At 55.9% G+C, this 16,780-nt stretch carries 21 protein-coding genes; 12 read left to right on the top strand and 9 right to left on the bottom strand.

Annotated features, from left to right (window positions below):
* Window positions 1-28 precede the first annotated feature (28 nt).
* The 5 genes from QMG15_RS01740 to QMG15_RS01720 are packed head-to-tail and all read left to right on the top strand — an operon-like array spanning window position 29 to window position 4,440.
* Window positions 29-730, top strand: a complete 702-nt coding sequence (locus tag QMG15_RS01740; RefSeq protein WP_281789207.1) for an ABC transporter ATP-binding protein — start codon at window positions 29-31, stop codon at window positions 728-730.
* Window positions 731-734: 4 nt separating this feature from the next.
* On the top strand, window positions 735-1,328 hold the full coding sequence (locus QMG15_RS01735; protein ID WP_281789206.1) for a CbiQ family ECF transporter T component: 594 nt from the start codon (window positions 735-737) through the stop codon (window positions 1,326-1,328).
* A gap of 22 nt (window positions 1,329-1,350) precedes the next feature.
* Window positions 1,351-1,911, top strand: a complete 561-nt coding sequence (locus QMG15_RS01730; protein WP_108359793.1) for a biotin transporter BioY — start codon at window positions 1,351-1,353, stop codon at window positions 1,909-1,911.
* Entirely contained in the window at window positions 1,880-3,289 is a 1,410-nt protein-coding gene (locus tag QMG15_RS01725; protein WP_281789205.1) for an AMP-binding protein, read from the top strand. The genes QMG15_RS01730 and QMG15_RS01725 overlap by 32 nt, the downstream gene beginning before the upstream one ends.
* Window positions 3,268-4,440, top strand: a complete 1,173-nt coding sequence (locus QMG15_RS01720) for a thiolase family protein (protein WP_281789204.1) — start codon at window positions 3,268-3,270, stop codon at window positions 4,438-4,440. Before QMG15_RS01725 ends, QMG15_RS01720 begins: the two co-directional genes overlap by 22 nt.
* Window positions 4,441-4,454: 14 nt before the next feature.
* Here the strand turns inward: QMG15_RS01720 and QMG15_RS01715 are convergent, their stop codons facing one another.
* The 5 genes from QMG15_RS01715 to QMG15_RS01695 all read right to left on the bottom strand — a co-directional run bounded on the left by QMG15_RS01715 (window position 4,455) and on the right by QMG15_RS01695 (window position 9,666).
* Window positions 4,455-5,132 carry a nitroreductase gene (locus QMG15_RS01715; protein WP_281789203.1) on the bottom strand — a complete coding sequence of 226 codons (678 nt, stop codon included), beginning with the start codon at window positions 5,130-5,132 and terminating at the stop codon, window positions 4,455-4,457.
* A gap of 85 nt (window positions 5,133-5,217) precedes the next feature.
* Window positions 5,218-5,805, bottom strand: coding sequence for an OmpW family outer membrane protein (locus tag QMG15_RS01710; RefSeq protein WP_281789202.1), 588 nt, complete (start codon window positions 5,803-5,805; stop codon window positions 5,218-5,220).
* 203 nt (window positions 5,806-6,008) lie between these two features.
* Complete coding sequence (locus tag QMG15_RS01705; RefSeq protein WP_281789201.1) at window positions 6,009-7,220, bottom strand: hypothetical protein; 1,212 nt, start codon at window positions 7,218-7,220, stop codon at window positions 6,009-6,011.
* Window positions 7,221-7,460: 240 nt separating this feature from the next.
* Window positions 7,461-8,183 (bottom strand): OmpW family outer membrane protein, encoded by a 723-nt coding sequence (locus QMG15_RS01700; protein WP_281789200.1) that lies wholly within the window; start codon window positions 8,181-8,183, stop codon window positions 7,461-7,463.
* Window positions 8,184-8,286: 103 nt separating this feature from the next.
* The gene (locus tag QMG15_RS01695; protein ID WP_281789199.1) at window positions 8,287-9,666 is read right to left on the bottom strand and encodes a porin; all 1,380 of its coding nucleotides are present in this window, start codon (window positions 9,664-9,666) and stop codon (window positions 8,287-8,289) included.
* A gap of 73 nt (window positions 9,667-9,739) precedes the next feature.
* Here QMG15_RS01695 and coq7 point away from each other — a divergent pair, with 73 nt between their 5' ends.
* On the top strand, window positions 9,740-10,369 hold the full coding sequence (coq7, locus tag QMG15_RS01690) for a 2-polyprenyl-3-methyl-6-methoxy-1,4-benzoquinone monooxygenase (protein WP_281789198.1): 630 nt from the start codon (window positions 9,740-9,742) through the stop codon (window positions 10,367-10,369).
* Between the two features lie 9 nt (window positions 10,370-10,378).
* Here the strand turns inward: coq7 and QMG15_RS01685 are convergent, their stop codons facing one another.
* From QMG15_RS01685 to QMG15_RS01675, 3 genes are all read right to left on the bottom strand, one after another.
* Window positions 10,379-10,828 carry an OsmC family protein gene (locus tag QMG15_RS01685; protein WP_281789197.1) on the bottom strand — a complete coding sequence of 150 codons (450 nt, stop codon included), beginning with the start codon at window positions 10,826-10,828 and terminating at the stop codon, window positions 10,379-10,381.
* 147 nt (window positions 10,829-10,975) lie between these two features.
* Window positions 10,976-11,299, bottom strand: a complete 324-nt coding sequence (locus tag QMG15_RS01680) for a helix-turn-helix transcriptional regulator (RefSeq protein WP_281789196.1) — start codon at window positions 11,297-11,299, stop codon at window positions 10,976-10,978.
* A complete protein-coding gene (locus QMG15_RS01675; protein ID WP_281789195.1) occupies window positions 11,292-11,576 on the bottom strand; it encodes a type II toxin-antitoxin system RelE/ParE family toxin in 285 nt (94 codons plus the stop codon). Before QMG15_RS01675 ends, QMG15_RS01680 begins: the two co-directional genes overlap by 8 nt.
* Before the next feature lie 170 nt (window positions 11,577-11,746).
* Here QMG15_RS01675 and ilvA point away from each other — a divergent pair, with 170 nt between their 5' ends.
* Window positions 11,747-13,324, top strand: a complete 1,578-nt coding sequence (gene ilvA, locus QMG15_RS01670; RefSeq protein ID WP_281789193.1) for a threonine ammonia-lyase, biosynthetic — start codon at window positions 11,747-11,749, stop codon at window positions 13,322-13,324.
* A 44-nt stretch (window positions 13,325-13,368) separates the two neighbouring features.
* On the opposite strand, the gene QMG15_RS01665 is transcribed toward ilvA, so the two are convergent.
* Window positions 13,369-13,854, bottom strand: a complete 486-nt coding sequence (locus QMG15_RS01665; protein ID WP_281789192.1) for a type II secretion system protein N — start codon at window positions 13,852-13,854, stop codon at window positions 13,369-13,371.
* A 3-nt stretch (window positions 13,855-13,857) separates the two neighbouring features.
* On the opposite strand from QMG15_RS01665, the gene gspG reads away from it, so the two are divergent.
* The 5 genes from gspG to gspK are packed head-to-tail and all read left to right on the top strand — an operon-like array spanning window position 13,858 to window position 16,777.
* Window positions 13,858-14,298, top strand: a complete 441-nt coding sequence (gene gspG / locus QMG15_RS01660) for a type II secretion system major pseudopilin GspG (protein ID WP_281789190.1) — start codon at window positions 13,858-13,860, stop codon at window positions 14,296-14,298.
* A 19-nt stretch (window positions 14,299-14,317) separates the two neighbouring features.
* Complete coding sequence (locus QMG15_RS01655) at window positions 14,318-14,749, top strand: prepilin-type N-terminal cleavage/methylation domain-containing protein (protein ID WP_281789189.1); 432 nt, start codon at window positions 14,318-14,320, stop codon at window positions 14,747-14,749.
* Window positions 14,746-15,126, top strand: a complete 381-nt coding sequence (gene gspI / locus QMG15_RS01650) for a type II secretion system minor pseudopilin GspI (protein WP_281789188.1) — start codon at window positions 14,746-14,748, stop codon at window positions 15,124-15,126. The genes QMG15_RS01655 and gspI overlap by 4 nt, the downstream gene beginning before the upstream one ends.
* Window positions 15,126-15,824: a prepilin-type N-terminal cleavage/methylation domain-containing protein gene (locus QMG15_RS01645; protein ID WP_281789187.1), complete on the top strand. Its 699-nt coding sequence runs from the start codon at window positions 15,126-15,128 to the stop codon at window positions 15,822-15,824. Before gspI ends, QMG15_RS01645 begins: the two co-directional genes overlap by 1 nt.
* Window positions 15,821-16,777: a type II secretion system minor pseudopilin GspK gene (gene gspK / locus QMG15_RS01640; protein ID WP_281789186.1), complete on the top strand. Its 957-nt coding sequence runs from the start codon at window positions 15,821-15,823 to the stop codon at window positions 16,775-16,777. The genes QMG15_RS01645 and gspK overlap by 4 nt, the downstream gene beginning before the upstream one ends.
* Window positions 16,778-16,780 lie beyond the last annotated feature (3 nt).

Here is a 16,780-nt window from a genome sequence, read left to right as displayed (position 1 = left end):
AATTAATGCCGTACATCTGTTTTTGAATATGCAGACAAATTCTGTCATTCCAATTTTTTCCAAATCCCAAGACCTCCACCTTGACGAAATCACTTTGATTCGAGGTGGTGTAGCCGTCTTCAAAGCATTGTCACTGCACCTCAAAGAATCACGCATTGGTTTGATCGGCGACAACGGTGCTGGCAAAAGCAGTTTGTTTCGCCTCATTTGTGGCTTAGACACGCCGCAAGCTGGGCGCGTCACGTTGCCAAATGGCCCCAACACGGTGGGCATGATGTTTCAAAACCCAGACGAGCAAATCATTTTTCCCACGGTGGAAGAAGAGTTGGCATTGAGCCTGCATCACCTCAAACTGTCACGCCATAACGCACAAACGCGTGTGCGTGATTGGCTGGCTGCACGCCACTTGGCGCACTGGGCGCCACGCGCGATCGGAAGCCTCAGCCAAGGCCAGCGCCAGCATGTGTGTTGGTTGGCGTTGATGATTGCCTCGCACAACACCCTCTTGTTAGACGAGCCCTTCTCAAGCCTCGACTTACCAGGCCAAGCCTTGTTGCGTCGTGACATTGCACAAGCCAAAGAGCAAATCATTGTGTCGACGCATGTGCTCGATCATGTGCGGCACTTTGAACGCGTCATTTGGTTAGACCAAGGCAAGGTGCGATTGGATGGCTTGGGCGCTGACGTCTGTGCGGCTTACGAAGCCGATGTCGCGTTGCGAACGGCCTAAGTTCATGAAAAGCCTTTACAGCGAACAACGCACATGGCTACACGGTGTGCCCGCTTCGGTGAAGTTGGTATTTTTGGCTGTGCTGGGCACCGGCTTGTTTTTCACAGGCCAGTTGCTCACACTGGGTGCAAGTGCGCTGGTGTGTGTGGCCATCTTCGTCTCGTTGGGGCGTATCACCGCCAGCGCCAAGCCTTTGCTGATGGGGCTCGTGATTGCCAGCGTGTTGATTGCGGTGTTTCATCTGACCATGCGTCACCCCACCTTGGCTGCCGTGACGGTGCTGCGCTTGGTCAGCACCACCCTGATGGGCATCGCCCTCACACTGACCACGCGTTACAGCGATTTGCTGCATGTGTTTGAACGTGTCTTGTCACCGCTGAAGATTTTCGGCATCGCGTCAGAGCAACTGGCTTTGCAACTGGCTTTGATGCTGCGATTTACCGAACATTTTTTCATTCTCTGGCGCCGCTTGGATGATGCACATCGCATGCGTACGGGCAAGGCTGGGGGTTTTAAAATATTGGCTCCTCTCACCATTCAAATGCTGGTGGCTGCCCGCCGTGTGGCGGACACCTTGCACGTTCGCCTTCGTCGCTGAAGCGACGGCCACGATTTTTCTTATGCACACATCTTCACTCTCTATCGCCTTGGTCTCCTTGTTTGCGGCACTCATTGCTGTCTTCGGCCTGATTCCCAAAATTGACTTGCCTTTGGGCGTGCCCATCACGCTGCAAACCTTAGGCGTGATGCTGGCGGGTTGCATGCTAGGCCCCAAGCGTGCATTGCAAGCCTTGTTGTTGTTCTTGGCAGCGGTTGCGTTGGGCTTGCCGTTGCTGTCGGGTGGCAGAGGTGGTTTGGGCGTGTTCTTTTCACCTGCCAGCGGTTACCTCGTGGGCTGGCCTGTCGGCGCTTTTGTGGCGGGTTGGGTCATGGCGGTGCTGCCTAAGCATTCGCCGCGCAGCTCTGCCATCAGTGCTTTCATCGCCTCTGCCGTGGGCGGTTTGTTGGTGGTGCATGTGTTTGGTGTTGTGGGCTTGGTCAACATTGCCAACCTGTCGTGGGAGCAAGCCATCATGGGCACCTTGGTATTCGTGCCCGGTGACTTGATCAAATGCGCGTTGTGCGCCACCGTGGTCCACACCGTGGCGCGTGGCTTGCCTGATTGGCGCTTTGGTGGCTGACCTCTTGGTTCATGCGCCACTGGCGCGTTGGGCTCAAACCCGCGCACATGTGGTGGCCATGGATGATGGGCAGACCTCGCTCACCTTTGCGCAGCTCTACGCACAGGTTCAACAGCAAGCCCATGAACTGCAGCGCAGCCATGCGCCAGCCACTGTCTTTGTTGACGACCAGCTCACCACCATGGCGCAAATGGTGTCTTTCTTGGCCATCATCACCAGCGGGCGCTGTGCGGCGGTCAGCGACCCCGATTGGCCAAGTGCGGTGCGCCAAAACGTACAACAAACTTTCTCAAGCGACCCCGCCACGCCACCAGAGCCTACGCCAACAAGCCCGTTCTACATTGGGTTTACCTCTGGCAGCACGGGTATTCCCAAAGGGTTTCGGCGCCACCACCAATCGTGGACCGAAAGCTTGCAAGTCTGCATCGACACCTTTGGCGAAGCTGCCGCCAGCTGTGTGCTGGCACCTGGGCGGTTTTCTCACTCGCTGTTTTTGTTCGGCATGATGCTGGGCTTGTGGAGTGGCGCCGGTGTGGTGGTGCAAGAACGCTTCTCTGCCGCCCGCATGATGGACACCTTGAAACAAGGCCGCACCCCCTGCTTGGTGGCAGTGCCAAGCCAGCTGCTGCTCATGCTCGAATTAGCGGCACGCCGCGCCATTGCCCCCATGCAAGACGTGCGCTTGATCTTGATCAGCGGTGCGCGTTGGATGCGCGACCGCACCGCGCAGCTTCAAGCGCTTTTTCCTAAAGCGCGGATCGTTGAGTTTTATGGCGCCTCTGAAACCAGCTTCATGGCTTGGATGGATGCCGATGCCTCCGCGCCACCCAATGCGGTGGGCAAACCCTTTGCGAACGTCGAGATTGACGTTCGACACCCTGCGCCACCACTTGGCACAGGGCAAATTTTCGTGCGCAGCCCTATGCTGTTCATGGACTACGTGGGGCCGCAAACCGACCACACCGCTGCCGTGCGTGACGGCGATTGGCTGTCCGTACGCGACATGGGCTACTTTGACCCACATGGTTTCTTGTGTCTGGTGGGACGTGAAAACCGCATGCTCGTCACCCAGGGCAAGAACCTGTTTCCTGAAGAACTTGAAGCCGTACTCATGACGTGCCCAGGCATTGCTCAAGCTTCTGTGCATGGCGTGCCCGACCCCATCCGTGGGCAGCAAGTGGTCGCGGTGATACAAACCCATCCCACAGACATCCAGGTCACCACACAGCAGCTGTCAGCCGCATGTCGTGCGCAATTAGAAAGCTACAAAGTACCTAAACGATTTCTCATATGTGCAGACTGGCCCTTTACGGCCAGCGGTAAAACTGACCACCTCGCACTTGCAAAGGCATTGCCATGTCTACCCACGCTCCCTTGATCGCCGCATGGGCACGCAGTGCCGTGGTGGCGCGTGACGGCGCATTCAAAGCCCTGCACGCGCACGACATTGCCGCCCCCGTGGTGCAAGCTTTGCTGCAACGTGCAGGTGTTGAGGCATCCCAGGTCAATGCGGTGGTGGTGGGCAATGCCTTAGGCGCAGGCGGAAATCCAGCGCGCATGTTGGCGCTTCATGCGGGCTTGCCAGAGGCGTGCGCCGCACTCACGGTGGACACCCAGTGTTGTGCCGGTTTAGATGCCATCGCCCTAGGCGTGGCCATGATCGCCTCGGGGCAGGCAGAGGTGGTGGTGGCAGGTGGCGTTGAAGCGTGGAGCCGCTCTCCCATCCGCATGCACCGTCCCTTGCACACAGACGAAGCAGCCGTGGCTTATGAACGCCCTGCCTTCGTGCCTCATCCAGACAAAGACCCAGACATGCTGCTGTCTGCCGCCCGCTATGCCGCACAAAATGGCTACACACGGGCACAACAAGAAGCCTACGCCCAGCAGAGCCATTCACGCGCGGTGATGGCTGAACCTCACATCGCACAAGAAATTGTGGCTGTCGCGGGTGTGGTGCATGACAGCTACCCCAGACACATCGACAGCCACCGCGCCGCACGCATGCCGGTCGTGGCACGCACAGATGCCGTGGCCGAAGATGAGAGCCATGACGCATTCGCCCTTAGCACCCTGACCATTTCGGCACAAGCGGATGGCGCCGCTTTTGTGCTCCTGCTTAGCCCCAAAGCGGCTGCACATTTGAATCACCACGCGAAAGCCACTTGGGTGTCGAATGCATCCATTGGCGCTGCGCCCGAATTTCCGCTGCTGGCGGCAGAGCTTGCTGCGCTTGAAGCCCTGAAGCGCGCCAACTTTGCGCAGGCAAACGCAATGCGTTTCATCGAACTGCACGACGCTTTTGCTGTGCAAGGATTGAGTTTTACCGAACGCTTGGGCATCGCGCCCGAATGCTTGAACCCCATGGGCGGTGGGCTGGCCAGAGGCCACCCGATTGGGGCTTCAGCGGCGATTGCGCTGGTGCGTTTGCTGGCCAACCTTGAGCGTCACAACACCTCGGGGGCACACGGTCTTGCGGCCGTCGCTGGAGCTGGGGGCCTGGGGTCTGCAGCGGTGGTGCGCTGGCTATAAACGGATGAGGCGGATCAGCCCATCACCTTGAAATACTCATCCAGGTCGCAACGCGTGGTTTGCGTTTGGTTCACAGGCGCCTCTGGATCGGCGTAGCCCAAAGCCAAGCCACACACAATGTGCGACGAATCATCCAGCGCCAAGTGTTTGCGAATCAACCCCGGGTACGACGCCAAGGCGCCAATGGCACACGTTGACAAACCCTTGGCATGCGCAGCCAACATCAAGCCATACAGCGTCATGCCTAAGTCCATATAGCCGCCACTGCCAAAACCGTGTGGCATGGTGACGATCAAGGCCACGGGCGCATCGAAGAAACGGAAATTTTTCTCAAACTGGACATCACGCCCCGTGCGGTCATCACGCGCCACACCCAATGCACCATACAAAGCCTGTGCAGCCGCCACTTGTCGGCGGCGCAACGTCATGGGCATGGGGTTGGGGAAGTAGTCGTAATCCTCTTTCTCCTGTTCGCCAGCTCGCCAAGACGCCACCAACTCAGCACACAGCTGCGCCCTGACACTGCCCTGCACGGCAATGAACACCCCTGGTTGCAAATTGGCACCACTGGGTGCCAAACGAGCCAGCCTCATCACGTCGTGCAACAGATCGTCCGAAACGGGGGTGGAAAGATAGCCGCGCACCGAGCGACGCGCTTGGGCCAGGGGAGAGAAAAGATCAGGAGAGTTCACATCAAAAATTATCGACGCAATTCACATGGGCATTAAAAAACCCCATCACGCTTGCGCGTGATGGGGTTGGGTCAATACGGGCTGCTTAGAAGCGGTAGCCGATGCCCACACCGACCAGCACTGGGTCGAGCTTCAAAGTGCCTTTGCTCACATTGTTCACATAGACCTCCGATTGAATATTGACCTTCTTTACATCGAAGTTCAGTGAAACTTGTTTTGTCAATGGCACGTCAACACCTGCTTGCAATGCATAACCAAAACTGCTGTTCTCCAATGTGGCGGCGCCATTTAAAACATTTGTCTTAGAGATTTTTGTGTAGTTCAATCCAGCACCGACATAAGGCTTGAAACCATTGAAGTTGGTGAAATGGTATTGAACAGTCAATGTGGGTGGCAAATGCTTAAATGTCCCGCTATCAGCTCCGGCGATGGATACTGTTTGTTGCTGAGGAATAGTTAGCACCAATTCTGCAGCGACGTTTTTGTTGAAGAAGTAGCTCACATCCAACTCGGGGATGGTTTTGTCATTGACGCTCAAATCTAAACCTGTCGCGTCATGGTTTGCCATGCTCAACTTAACAGCACGTGCACGAACCAACCATGGGCTTTCTTGTGCGGCCACTTGACCAGCAACCAACATACCAACAGCGGCGGCGATGAGAATTTTTTTCATGATGCTTTCCTTAGCGTAACTCGGGTCTATTCCCGTGCTGTCAATTTCATCGCAAATTGGGAAAGCATCTATTGATACGGATCAACCATACCCATTCGGATTATTGATTTACATCAAGAGTTCCATACGTACAAAACCCCACGACTCTTGCGAGAAGTGGGGTTTAAACTTTAAAAGCTTCAACTGGGTAGATAGCAAGAAAATCAGAAGCGATAGCCTACACGAATGACGTAATCTGTGTACGTGTCCAACCAGCTAACAATCCACTTTCTCACATCGTGCGCTTCTTGCCACTTTGCGATAGCAGCTTTGGCGCTCATGCCTTTGCTAAAACCCTCGACACCTTTTAATGCGCCACTGCCAATTTGGTAGAGGTCGGTCACAGCATTTTCAAAAATCTTAGTTTTTGGTTTGGCAATGGTGACTGCGCCACCAACCATGTTGCCGTTTTCGTCCAAATAGTCAATTGGGCTCAGTATCAGTTCGTCACGTTGTGGCGAGTAAATCAAACGTCTTTTTGCAGAAATCTTTTTGTAGCTTGCTTCGGCATCGTGGTAAGTACTGGGCTCCACCAATGCCTTGTCCATGTGCCGCGCTGCTTTTTGCGACAAGCACTGCGTTTTAATCGTTTCCAAAATGCAACGTGTGCTGTTGTCCAAGGCCCCATACTGTTGCCTGTATGCAGTCACCAATGCGGTGTTCAGTTGCTTGTCATTTTTTGTTAGCTCAATTATTTCGTAGCTGTCATTCACTTTTCTCGCGGCAATCACCACAAAATCGTCTGCTTGTGCATTTAGCTCTGGGGATATTTGTACCTTTTGCAGCTTGTTGCTGTGCGCGAAATATTCTTTAGCATCATCAACCAAAGCCTTTGTACGCATGTCATTTGATATTGATACATGTACCACCTCCATGTACCGTTTTTTTACGCTCTCAGTTGCTGCGTCATCTGCTTCGGGTTCAACCTCGTCTTCGTATGCGTTTAGTTCGCTGTTTGTTGGGTCATAAAGTCCAACCATGCCCCCACTGTTCTCAATAAATTGGGCTAATTTCTTTACGCCATCCTTGGCATACAGCGCAGGATTTTTTTGAAATTCTTTGTTCAGTGCGTTCAGCACACGGCTTTTACGAGCTGACACCGTATCACCCAGCATATTGCCGTAAAACTTAAGCAAGATGCCCCTGAAATTTATGCTGTCGGGAAGTGTTCTAAGTTTGCGGGTTGTTAATTTGGCATATTCGGCTTCCAAAAAGCCCTCAATGGTCGAAGCCTCGCGCCACCAAAAATACAGGCTTGCCATGTTTGTGTATTCGATGTCGTTAGCTTTGTTTTGCTGCTCCAACTCGTAGTTGCAGGATATTTGCAGGTTCTCAACACTTTTTGTGAGTTTTGCCAAAAGTTCGTCAGCTTGCATAAATTCACCTCTTTTTAATAAAACTCACATTTGTGAGATATTTTAGAGGACGACCAGCGCCAGACACTTGCGAAAACCTGCGACAACGCTGCCGAACGTACTGAGCAATAGCAACACTGCTGACGCAAGTGACAAGCGCACGACGAGCGTTTTCGTACAGACAAATAAAACCCCCACCGTGTTGCCACGATGGGGGTTTAAGACTTTAAATCCTCAACTGGCTAAAAGCCAGCGTGAAAATTAGAAGCGGTAGCCCATCTTCACTACATAGTCAGTGGTATTGAGTTTGACGGATCCTGTTGTTGTGCCATCTGTCCCAACAAAGGTCGCATCTGTTTTGATGGGTAAATATGCCACCGAAGCACTGATACTCCACTTATCGTCGATGTTGTAAATCACACCAGCGTTATACACAGGGGTCCAAGATGAGCTCAAGTTGGCAGAAGTACCGGCAAGCCCAAGCACTGCGGGATCGGCTCTGTTAATTGAAATATTGTGAAATGACACACGAGAGACACCTAAACCTACATACGGGCGCCAAGTATCTTGTGCTGCACCAAAGAAATACTTACCAACAATTGTTGGTGTCCAAACGTCGATCCTAGCTGCGCCAGGATGGCTTGTGCTTCCTGGAACATGAGGCGTTGTCAAATCTTGGGTCACTGTAGGTGGCAATCCCATGGTGAGTTCGGCGCCCACGTTATCCGTAAACATACGTAACCAACCGATAGCTACTGTAGTTTCGCTGCTGACATTAGCAGTGGTACCAGCAAGCAGCATTCCGTATGTTGCACCGCCGCCACCGGGAACCAGAGTCGTGTTGGTTAAAGGGCCTACAGAAGCGTCTGGGTTAATCGATGCCAAGCCAATGCTGATAATGTTGTCACCAGCTTTTTGTGCGAACGCACCTGATGCAGCAACCAATGCAGCACAAGCCAAAGCAATTTTTGAAATGGAAGTCATTTCAGTCTCCAATATGTTTTTTTAATAAAAAACCCCACCACTTTTGCAAGGGATGGGGCTTTAGATCTTTTAAATCCTAAGCTGACTTATGCCAGCAATGGGATTAGAAAGAGTGGACAACACCAACAGATGTTTGGTTACGCTTAGATTCGTCGCCGAATGTAGCGGTCACAGAACCGGCAGCAGTTTTGTACTGACCTGTATAACCGTAAGCATATGTGCGCTTGCTCAAAGCATAACGTGCACCCAATGTGTAGCCAGTCCACGCGCGGTCTTCACCTGCATTTGTGGCGACTGCAGCTTGGCTGTTAGTGCCACGCACAACTTGACCCAGCAATGTCACAGCACCCATAGGCGCTTGCAAGCCGAGGCTGTAAGCTTTCTTTTTACCTTCACCGGCTGCATTCACAGACAACTTATTGTCAACATTAACGGTGTAGTACTGCGCAAAAGCTTTCACTTTACCGAAGTCATATGTACCACCAGCAACTGTTGTGGTTGTCACAGAATCAGCAGCCGAAGCTTTGATTGGTGTTGCATAGACAGAAGAACCAGCGTTGATATCAGCGGCTGCGGCGAACTCAGCGCCAATGTTTGTTACTTTGTCTTGAGCCACACCCAAAGTCAATGGACCTTGTGCATAAGTCAAACCATAGTTGTAACCTGTGTCTTTTTGTGCCACTTTGTCAGCGGTGCTACCAGCAGACAAGTTGCTGTCTTTGTTGCGAGACACTTGTGCAGAAGCTGTGAATGCGCCCAATTTTTGAGTCACAGTCACGCCAGCACGGCGGTTTGTACCAGCTTCGTGAGCGATGGGGTTACCCACGCCGTTAGTGCTAGCGGCGTCAGTAGCCAAAGCCAGTGAACGCAAAGCAGTACCACCGTAGCCCAATTTCACAGTGGTGTTACCCATTTCGATAGCAGCCCACAGTTCGCGGTCACCGATCACGGTGTTGTCCAATGTGGTGGCGTTACCAGAGTTGGTGCCGCTGATGTTGGCTTCGTTGGCTTCAAAGCCAGAACGTGGGTTTGTGCCGATACCTTGCTCAACACGGAAGGAAGCCTTCAAGCCATTGCCCATGTCTTCAGTACCAGTCAGGCCCCAACGGCTAGAGTCGTTTGAGCTAAATGCAAATGCTTGCTTCTTGCCGTCAACAGCACCATTTGTGCGGTTTGTAATTTGGCTGTAACCGTAGTCCAACACACCATACAAAGACACAGAAGATTGTGCGAAAGCGCCAGTAGAAGCGGCGATTGCTGCGATAGCAACGAGGGTTTTTTTCATTTCAAGGTTCTCCAAGGTTTGAACAGGGGTTCTGAATTTTTCAGAACCAACCTCCGTTTTCGGGAAGTTGCACGTATTGAACCAGACGAGCGTGCAAAGGACTATGACAAGAGCCAAAAATAGGGATGTTTCGTTGCATTCATGCAACAAACAAAAGCCCACCCCCTCGCAAACCCTTGTGAAATGGTGAATCTTCAAAAAACGACAAACCTGATGGGCGGGCGCTTATCTGGCGCCTAAGGTCTCTTGGCTTACGTCTTAAACTTAGCGTATGGATGTTCTTCTTATTGCCGCTGACAGCGCCTTGCGCACCGTGTTTGCCAACCACCACGCCAACCGCCCTACCCCCATGTGGGCGGCCGAAGTACCCCCCCCCGCCCCACTGACCGACGCTGAAAAGCGCGAAGCGTCTGCGCTGATGCGCGTGAACCACGTGGGCGAGGTGTGCGCTCAAGCGCTGTACACCGCCCAAGCCTTGGCGACCAAGAACAACACCCTGCGCCAGCACCTCACGGCGGCATGCAACGAAGAAACCGACCATTTGGCTTGGGTCGAACACCGTCTACAAGAGTTGGGCGGGCGCACCAGCCTGCTGAACCCGCTTTGGTATGCAGGCGCGTTCGGCATTGGCTACGCCGCGGCCAAACTGGGCGGCGACCGCATGAGCCTAGGCTTTGTGGTGGAGACCGAGCGTCAAGTCGAAGCCCATTTAGAAAGCCACTTGGGCTTGCTGCCCGCCAATGACGGGCCCAGCCGTGCCATCGTGGCGCAAATGAAGGTGGACGAGGCCCAGCACGCCAAAGAGGCCATGGCTGCTGGCTCAGCAGAGCTGCCCGCACCTTTCAAAGCCATGATGCAAGTGGCCGCCAAGGTGATGACCACCGTGGCGCACCGCATCTAACCCTGTGTTTTAGGCTTCTACCAGCACAAAGCTGGTGGTGATGTCTGCGGTTTTGCCCAGCATGATGCTGGCCGAGCAGTATTTGTCGTGGCTCATGGCAATCGCACGTTCTACCGCGCTAGCAGGCACGCCTTGGCCTGTGACGGTGAAGTGCATATTGATTTTGGTGAACACCTTGGGGTCTTCGGTGGCGCGCTCGCTGCTGATCTTCACGCTGCAGCCTTGCACGTTGTGACGGCCACGCTTCAAGATGAGCACCACGTCATAGGCCGTGCAGCCGCCTGTGCCCGCCAACAAAAGCTCCATAGGGCGAGGGGCCAAGTTTTGGCCGCCGTTTTCGGGCTTGGCAGCATCAGGTGCGCCGTCCATGGCCACCACATGGCCGCTGCCTGTTTCTGCAATAAAGCCCATGCCTGAGCGGGTGCCAGAGTTGCCGGTCCAGCTGACGGTGCATTCCATGTTGTTCTCCAAAAAATCAGCTTGAGATTGTCATACAAATGTTGCGCCGCAACAAAATTTGCATACAATTCAGGCTTGTCTCCTCCACCCTCAAAAGTGGATTCATGCCCCGAGTTGCAAAACTCGGGGTTTTTTTTCGTCCGCGCATCAAACCATGCTGATCACCAAGCGTTTGCCACACGCCTGCGCGTAACGACGCAAGGTACTGAGCGAAGGCGCGTGATTGCGGCTACCCAAGCTAGATTCAATACGCGCCAGCACAGGTTGACTCACCCCCATGCGCTGGGCCACATCCGCTTGCGTTAAGCCTGCTTCTTTACGCGCCTTAAGTAGCTCAGCCAATGCAGCAAATTCGTCTTCTAACGCGTCGTATGCTTTTTGAAAAGCAGGATCAGCCGCACGTTTTTGTGCCGCTGTTTGCTTCGGATTGAAAGCAACAGGCTTAAATTGCGCTTGGGTTGCCTTAGTCATTCAACACCTCTTTCATTCGTTGTTTGGCCAGTCGAAGTTCTTTGATCGGGGTGGCTTGGGTCTTTTTCACAAAACCATGCAAGATGACCACGCGACGCCCCTTGATGCAGCAAAAGAACGCCCGACCAATGCCCTCAAGGCCACGCGCCCGAATTTCATACAAACCATCGTCCATGGCCCTTGTGTAGGGCATGCCCAGGTTAGGCCCACTGACCACCATTTGCTCAGCGATACGCACAAAACTGGCGTAAATGCCGACAGGCCATTTATCAATCAAGGCTTGCACCGAAGTTGCAAAGAACAAAAATTTCGTAATTCATATTTTATATCATGCATGCAATATTTAAAAATTGAGGGTTGGAACCGTGACTTTGAAACAAAGCCAATGCATTCGCATCTCGCACCACTCAGAGATTGCGTATCCACGGCTTAAGAGACAATCACCCCATGTCTACCCGCACTCCCAAAGCGCGCGCGCTACAGCCCGCTGATTACTTGAAGAAAATCTTGACCGCCCGTGTGTACGACGTGGCCGTTGAATCTGCGCTGGAGGTGGCCAAGAACCTCAGCCGTCGAATTCACAACACCGTGCTGTTGAAGCGCGAAGACCAGCAGCCCGTGCACAGCTTCAAACTGCGCGGCGCGTACAACAAGATGGCGCACCTCACGCCCGAACAGCTCAAGAAGGGCGTCATTTGCGCCTCTGCTGGCAACCACGCACAAGGCGTGGCGCTGGGTGCCAAGCGCCTAGGCACCAAAGCCATCATCGTCATGCCCACCACCACGCCCAGCGTGAAGATTGAAGCCGTCAAAGCCTTGGGCGGCGAGGTGGTGTTGGCGGGCGAGAGCTACTCCGACGCCTACCAACACGCGGCCATGCTGGAAAAGAAAAATGGCATGACCTTTGTGCACCCGTTTGACGACCCCGATGTCATCGCCGGCCAAGGCACGATTGCCATGGAAATGCTGCGCCAGCACCAAGGACCGCTTGACGCGGTGTTTGTGGCCATAGGCGGCGGCGGCCTGATTGCAGGCGTGGCCAACTACATCAAGGCCGTGCGCCCCGAGATCAAAGTCATTGGCGTGCAAATGGACGACTCCTCAGCCATGATGCAGTCGGTGGCCAAAGGCAAACGCGTCACGCTCAACGACGTGGGCTTGTTCTCCGACGGCACCGCCGTGAAGCTGGTGGGCGAAGAGACTTTCCGCGTGTCTAAAAACTTGGTCGACAGCTACATCACGGTGGACACCGACGCCGTGTGCGCCGCCATCAAAGACGTGTTTGTGGACACCCGCAGCATCGTCGAGCCCGCAGGCGCTTTGGCCGTGGCCGCCATCAAACAATACGTGGCCGAGCACAAGACCAAGGGCGAAACCTACGCTGCCATTTTGTGTGGCGCCAACATGAACTTCGACCGCTTGCGCTTTGTGGCCGAGCGTGCCGAAGTGGGTGAAGAACGCGAAGCCTTGTTTGCCGTGACCATCCCTGAGCAGCCCGGCAGCCTGCGCCGCTTTTGCGAGCTGATTGGCAAACTGCCCAGCTTTGGCGGCAGCAAATCGCCCCGCAATGTGACCGAGTTCAACTACCGCATGAGCGACCAAGCCAAGGCCCACGTTTTTGTGGGTTTGACCACGGGCGTGAAAGGCGAAAGCAGCAAGATGGCTGCGCACTTCACCAAGAGTGGGTTTGAAGCCATTGACCTCACGCACGACGAACTGGCCAAAGAGCACATCCGCCACATGGTGGGCGGCCACTCATCGCTCGCACACGAAGAACGCATCTTGCGTTTTGAATTCCCCGAGCGCCCCGGTGCATTGATGAAGTTTTTGCTGGCCATGCGCCCGGGCTGGAACATCAGCCTGTTCCACTACCGCAACCAAGGCGCGGACTACGGTCGCATCCTGATGGGTTTGCAAGTGCCCAAGACCGACAACAAAGCATTCGCTGCGTTTTTAGAAGGCTTGGGCTACCCGTATGTGGAAGAAACGTTGAACCCCGCGTACCGCTTGTTCTTGCAACGCTGAAGTGCGTTGACGCCAAAGCAAAAAGGGTAGCGCGCTACCCTTTTTTATTTCTTGGCTGGCAGTTCCAGCGCCAAGGTTTGCGGCCCGTCCATCGACGCGCCTAAATGCACACGACGGCCTTGGGCTGATTGCACAACCAAGCCCTCGGCCACCGCCGCACCCACACGGTAGGGCTTGGCCGGTTTGCCGTCCACCGCGATCAGGGCGGCACCGGCATCAGGCCCGCCAGCCATGACGCCGAGCAACTGAAAACGGCTGGCCAAACTTGGCGCAGCAGCAGCTTGCACCGGCGCAGCGCCTAGGCTGCGGGCAGCGGCAGACGTATCTACCCCAGGCAAAGTTTGTGTGACCGAAGTGGCGTTGCTTGGCGCAGCGCCCGTGGCCGACCAACGCAAGCCCCATGTCACCGCGCTGAACGCCACGGCACCCCACACCAGCAACGAAGCGGCGGGCAACACCACGCGCGACGACGTGCTGAAAACAGTGGCAAATGAAGGGCGGTAGCGAAGCATCAGCGGATTATGATTCATCCCATGCATACGCCTCAAACCACCCCAAAAACCAAACACCAACGCGGCTTCACGCTGATTGAATTGATGGTGGTGCTCGCCATCATTGGCGTGCTCGCTGCACTCGTGGTGCCCAACGTGCTCAACCGTGCGGACGACGCACGCGTGACCGCGGCCAAAACCGATGTGGGCAACCTCATGCAAGCCCTCAAGCTCTACCGCTTGGACAACCAAAACTACCCCACCGCCGAGCAAGGCCTGAACGCTTTGGTAGCCAAGCCCACCGCTGGCCCAACCCCACTCAACTGGAAGCCCTACATCGACAAGCTGCCCAACGACCCCTGGGGCCGCCCTTACCAATACATGAACCCCGGCGTGAAGGGTGAAGTGGATGTGCTGTCACTCGGCGCTGACGGCCAACCCGGCGGCGAAGGCAAAAACGCCGACCTCGGCAGCTGGCAGTAACGCGCGCGCCCAACCAGCCATGCAGCGCCAGCGCGGCCTGACCCTGTTGGAGCTGTTGGTGGTGCTGGCCATCATCGGCTTTGCCATGGCCGGCGTCAGCCTATCGCTGCGCGACAACAACCAAACCCAACTCGAGCGCGAAGCACAGCGCTTGGTCGCCGTACTAGAAGCAGCCCGCGCCCAATCGCGCACCAGCGGTGTGGCCTCGATTTGGCAAACCACACCTGAAGGTTTTGCCATTCGAAGCCCGCTGGCCGCACGCACCGAAACTTGGTTAAGTATTGGCACGCAAGCCGCGGTCAGCAACGCCAACTTGGTGGTGCTCGGACCTGAACCCATCCTTGCACCTGCACGCATCACGCTGAGCGTGACAGCCGCCAACAGCGCCCAACCTGCGCCCACGCTGAGCATTGGCACAGACGGCCTGCGGCCTTTCCAGGTGGTGCCATGAGTTCGTTGCACAAGACGCACAAAGCCACCGCATCAGGCTTCACCTTGATCGAGGTGTTGGTGGCGCTCGCCATCGTGTCCATCGCTTTGATGAGCGGGCTCAAAGTCAGCGGCGCACTCACGCGCAACGCACAACGCCAAGCCGATGTGCTGCTTGCGCAAATTTGTGCAGACAACGCCTTGAACCAACTTCGTCTCTCGCAGCAACTGCCTGGCGTGGGCGACTCACGCGTGCCTTGCCCGCAAGTCGAGCGCAACTTTGAAGTGGCGCTGACCGTGCGCACCACGCCCAACCCCGCGTTTCGCCGCGTCGATGCGCAAGTGTTTGACGCCGCCACGCCTGTGCTCAACATCACCACCGTGTTGGGGCGTTACTGATGCAAAGACAACGTGGCTTCACGCTGATTGAGCTGCTCATCGCCATCACGCTCATGGCGGTGCTGGCGGGGTTGAGCTGGCGTGGGCTTGACAGCCTGATGCGCAGCCGCGACATCACGCAAGCGCAAGTTGACAAAACCGCCGTGCTGCAAACCGTGCTGGCCCAATGGCAAGCCGACCTCAACGCCGTGCAGCCCTTGCCCAGCCTCAACGATGCGGGAGTGAACTGGGATGGCCGCACGCTGCGCCTCACCCGTCGCGCCACGGTTTGGCGTGCCGACGGTGCGGATGCTGGCCTGTGGGTGGTGGCATGGACACTGCGTAACAACCAATGGCTGCGTTGGCAATCGGCCCCTTTGCAAACACGCGCCGCCTTGCAACAAGCGTGGACACAAGCCGAGCGCTGGGGCCAAAACCCCAGCAGCGACGACGCCACGTTGGAAACTTTGCTGGTGCCACTCGACGCATGGCAGCTCACCTACTTCCGTGGCAACGCATGGACCAACCCGCTCTCAAGCGCTGGCAACACGGACGCAAACAGCAACGCCACCTTGACGACCAGCGGTACGCCCGCCCCCAGCCAAGGTGCGCTGCCAGACGCCATTCGCCTGCAAATTGACCTGCCCGCCAGCACCGGCGTGCGAGGCCGCCTCACCCTGGACTGGGTGCGACCCAACTTCAGCAACACCAAAACATGAAGCACGTCGCACACCGCCCCCCCAAACAACGCGGGGCCGCCCTGCTGGCCGCCATGCTTACTGTGGCGTTGGTGGCCACTTTTGCCGCAGGCGCGCTTTGGCAGCAATGGAAATCGAGCGAGGTCGAAGGCGCCGAGCGGCAACGCGCCCAAGCGCGCTGGCTGTTGACAGGGGCGCTGGATTGGGCGCGCGTCATCTTGCGCGAAGACGCGCGGGCGGGCGATGTCAATTTGCCCGCCGACCACTTGGCCGAACCTTGGGCTGTGCCGCTGCAAGAAGCGCGGCTGTCGAGTTTCTTAGCGGCCTTGCCAGACGGCACTGGCAACGCCCGAGATGACGACCCGCTCGCACAACACGTGTTGCTGTCAGGGCAAGTGAACGACTTGCAGGGCCGCCTCAACGTGGCCAATTTGCTGCAAGGCGATCAACTCGATGGCAACACCGTGCTCGCGTTTGAGCGCTTGTTTGACGCGCTCGGCATACCGCCCACTCAGCTCAGCCTGCTCACCCAGGGCTTGCTCGCGGCACAAAAACAAAGCAGCAGCGCACCGCTCATGCCGCAGCGCGTGGCACAACTCAGTTGGTTGGGCCTGTCGCCGCAAGCCTTGCAGACGCTCAGCCCGTACATCACCGTGCTGCCCACACGCACCCCCATCAACCTGAACACGGCCAGCGTGCAAGTGCTGTACGCCAGCGTGCCAGGCCTAGGCTTGGCTGATGCGCAACGCTTGGTGCAACAGCGCGAGCGCCAGCACTGGGCCACGATCGACGCGTTTCAAAAAGCCTTGGGGCGCCCCCTCAGCTTAGAGGGCACGCACAGCGTGAGCACCCGTTACTTTGAAGTGTTGGGCCGCCTGCGCATGCCACAAACCACCCTGCAAGAGCGCTCTTTGGTGCAGCGCGAGGGCCAAGATTTGAAAGTGCTTTGGCGCGAGTCTGGCTCTCTACAATGACCG

It is taken from the genome of Limnohabitans sp. INBF002 (genome assembly GCF_027924905.1).
GTDB lineage: Bacteria > Pseudomonadota > Gammaproteobacteria > Burkholderiales > Burkholderiaceae_C > Limnohabitans.
The sequence above is the reverse complement of the archived record's forward strand: the minus strand, read 5'-3'. Positions and strand labels throughout refer to the sequence as shown.

What these genes read in the sequence shown, in the direction of transcription:
- QMG15_RS01655 (WP_281789189.1), top strand. Translation starts at nt 14,318, where the DNA reads ATGCAGCGCCAGCGCGGCCTGACCCTGTTGGAGCTGTTGGTGGTGCTG.
- QMG15_RS01700 (WP_281789200.1), bottom strand. Translation starts at nt 8,183, where the DNA reads ATGACTTCCATTTCAAAAATTGCTTTGGCTTGTGCTGCATTGGTTGCT.
- QMG15_RS01680 (WP_281789196.1), bottom strand. Translation starts at nt 11,299, where the DNA reads ATGACTAAGGCAACCCAAGCGCAATTTAAGCCTGTTGCTTTCAATCCG.
- ilvA (WP_281789193.1), top strand. Translation starts at nt 11,747, where the DNA reads ATGTCTACCCGCACTCCCAAAGCGCGCGCGCTACAGCCCGCTGATTAC.
- QMG15_RS01740 (WP_281789207.1), top strand. Translation starts at nt 29, where the DNA reads ATGCAGACAAATTCTGTCATTCCAATTTTTTCCAAATCCCAAGACCTC.
- QMG15_RS01720 (WP_281789204.1), top strand. Translation starts at nt 3,268, where the DNA reads ATGTCTACCCACGCTCCCTTGATCGCCGCATGGGCACGCAGTGCCGTG.
- QMG15_RS01710 (WP_281789202.1), bottom strand. Translation starts at nt 5,805, where the DNA reads ATGAAAAAAATTCTCATCGCCGCCGCTGTTGGTATGTTGGTTGCTGGT.
- QMG15_RS01730 (WP_108359793.1), top strand. Translation starts at nt 1,351, where the DNA reads ATGCACACATCTTCACTCTCTATCGCCTTGGTCTCCTTGTTTGCGGCA.
- coq7 (WP_281789198.1), top strand. Translation starts at nt 9,740, where the DNA reads ATGGATGTTCTTCTTATTGCCGCTGACAGCGCCTTGCGCACCGTGTTT.
- gspG (WP_281789190.1), top strand. Translation starts at nt 13,858, where the DNA reads ATGCATACGCCTCAAACCACCCCAAAAACCAAACACCAACGCGGCTTC.
- QMG15_RS01665 (WP_281789192.1), bottom strand. Translation starts at nt 13,854, where the DNA reads ATGAATCATAATCCGCTGATGCTTCGCTACCGCCCTTCATTTGCCACT.
- QMG15_RS01705 (WP_281789201.1), bottom strand. Translation starts at nt 7,220, where the DNA reads ATGCAAGCTGACGAACTTTTGGCAAAACTCACAAAAAGTGTTGAGAAC.
- QMG15_RS01685 (WP_281789197.1), bottom strand. Translation starts at nt 10,828, where the DNA reads ATGGAATGCACCGTCAGCTGGACCGGCAACTCTGGCACCCGCTCAGGC.
- gspI (WP_281789188.1), top strand. Translation starts at nt 14,746, where the DNA reads ATGAGTTCGTTGCACAAGACGCACAAAGCCACCGCATCAGGCTTCACC.
- QMG15_RS01645 (WP_281789187.1), top strand. Translation starts at nt 15,126, where the DNA reads ATGCAAAGACAACGTGGCTTCACGCTGATTGAGCTGCTCATCGCCATC.
- QMG15_RS01735 (WP_281789206.1), top strand. Translation starts at nt 735, where the DNA reads ATGAAAAGCCTTTACAGCGAACAACGCACATGGCTACACGGTGTGCCC.
- gspK (WP_281789186.1), top strand. Translation starts at nt 15,821, where the DNA reads ATGAAGCACGTCGCACACCGCCCCCCCAAACAACGCGGGGCCGCCCTG.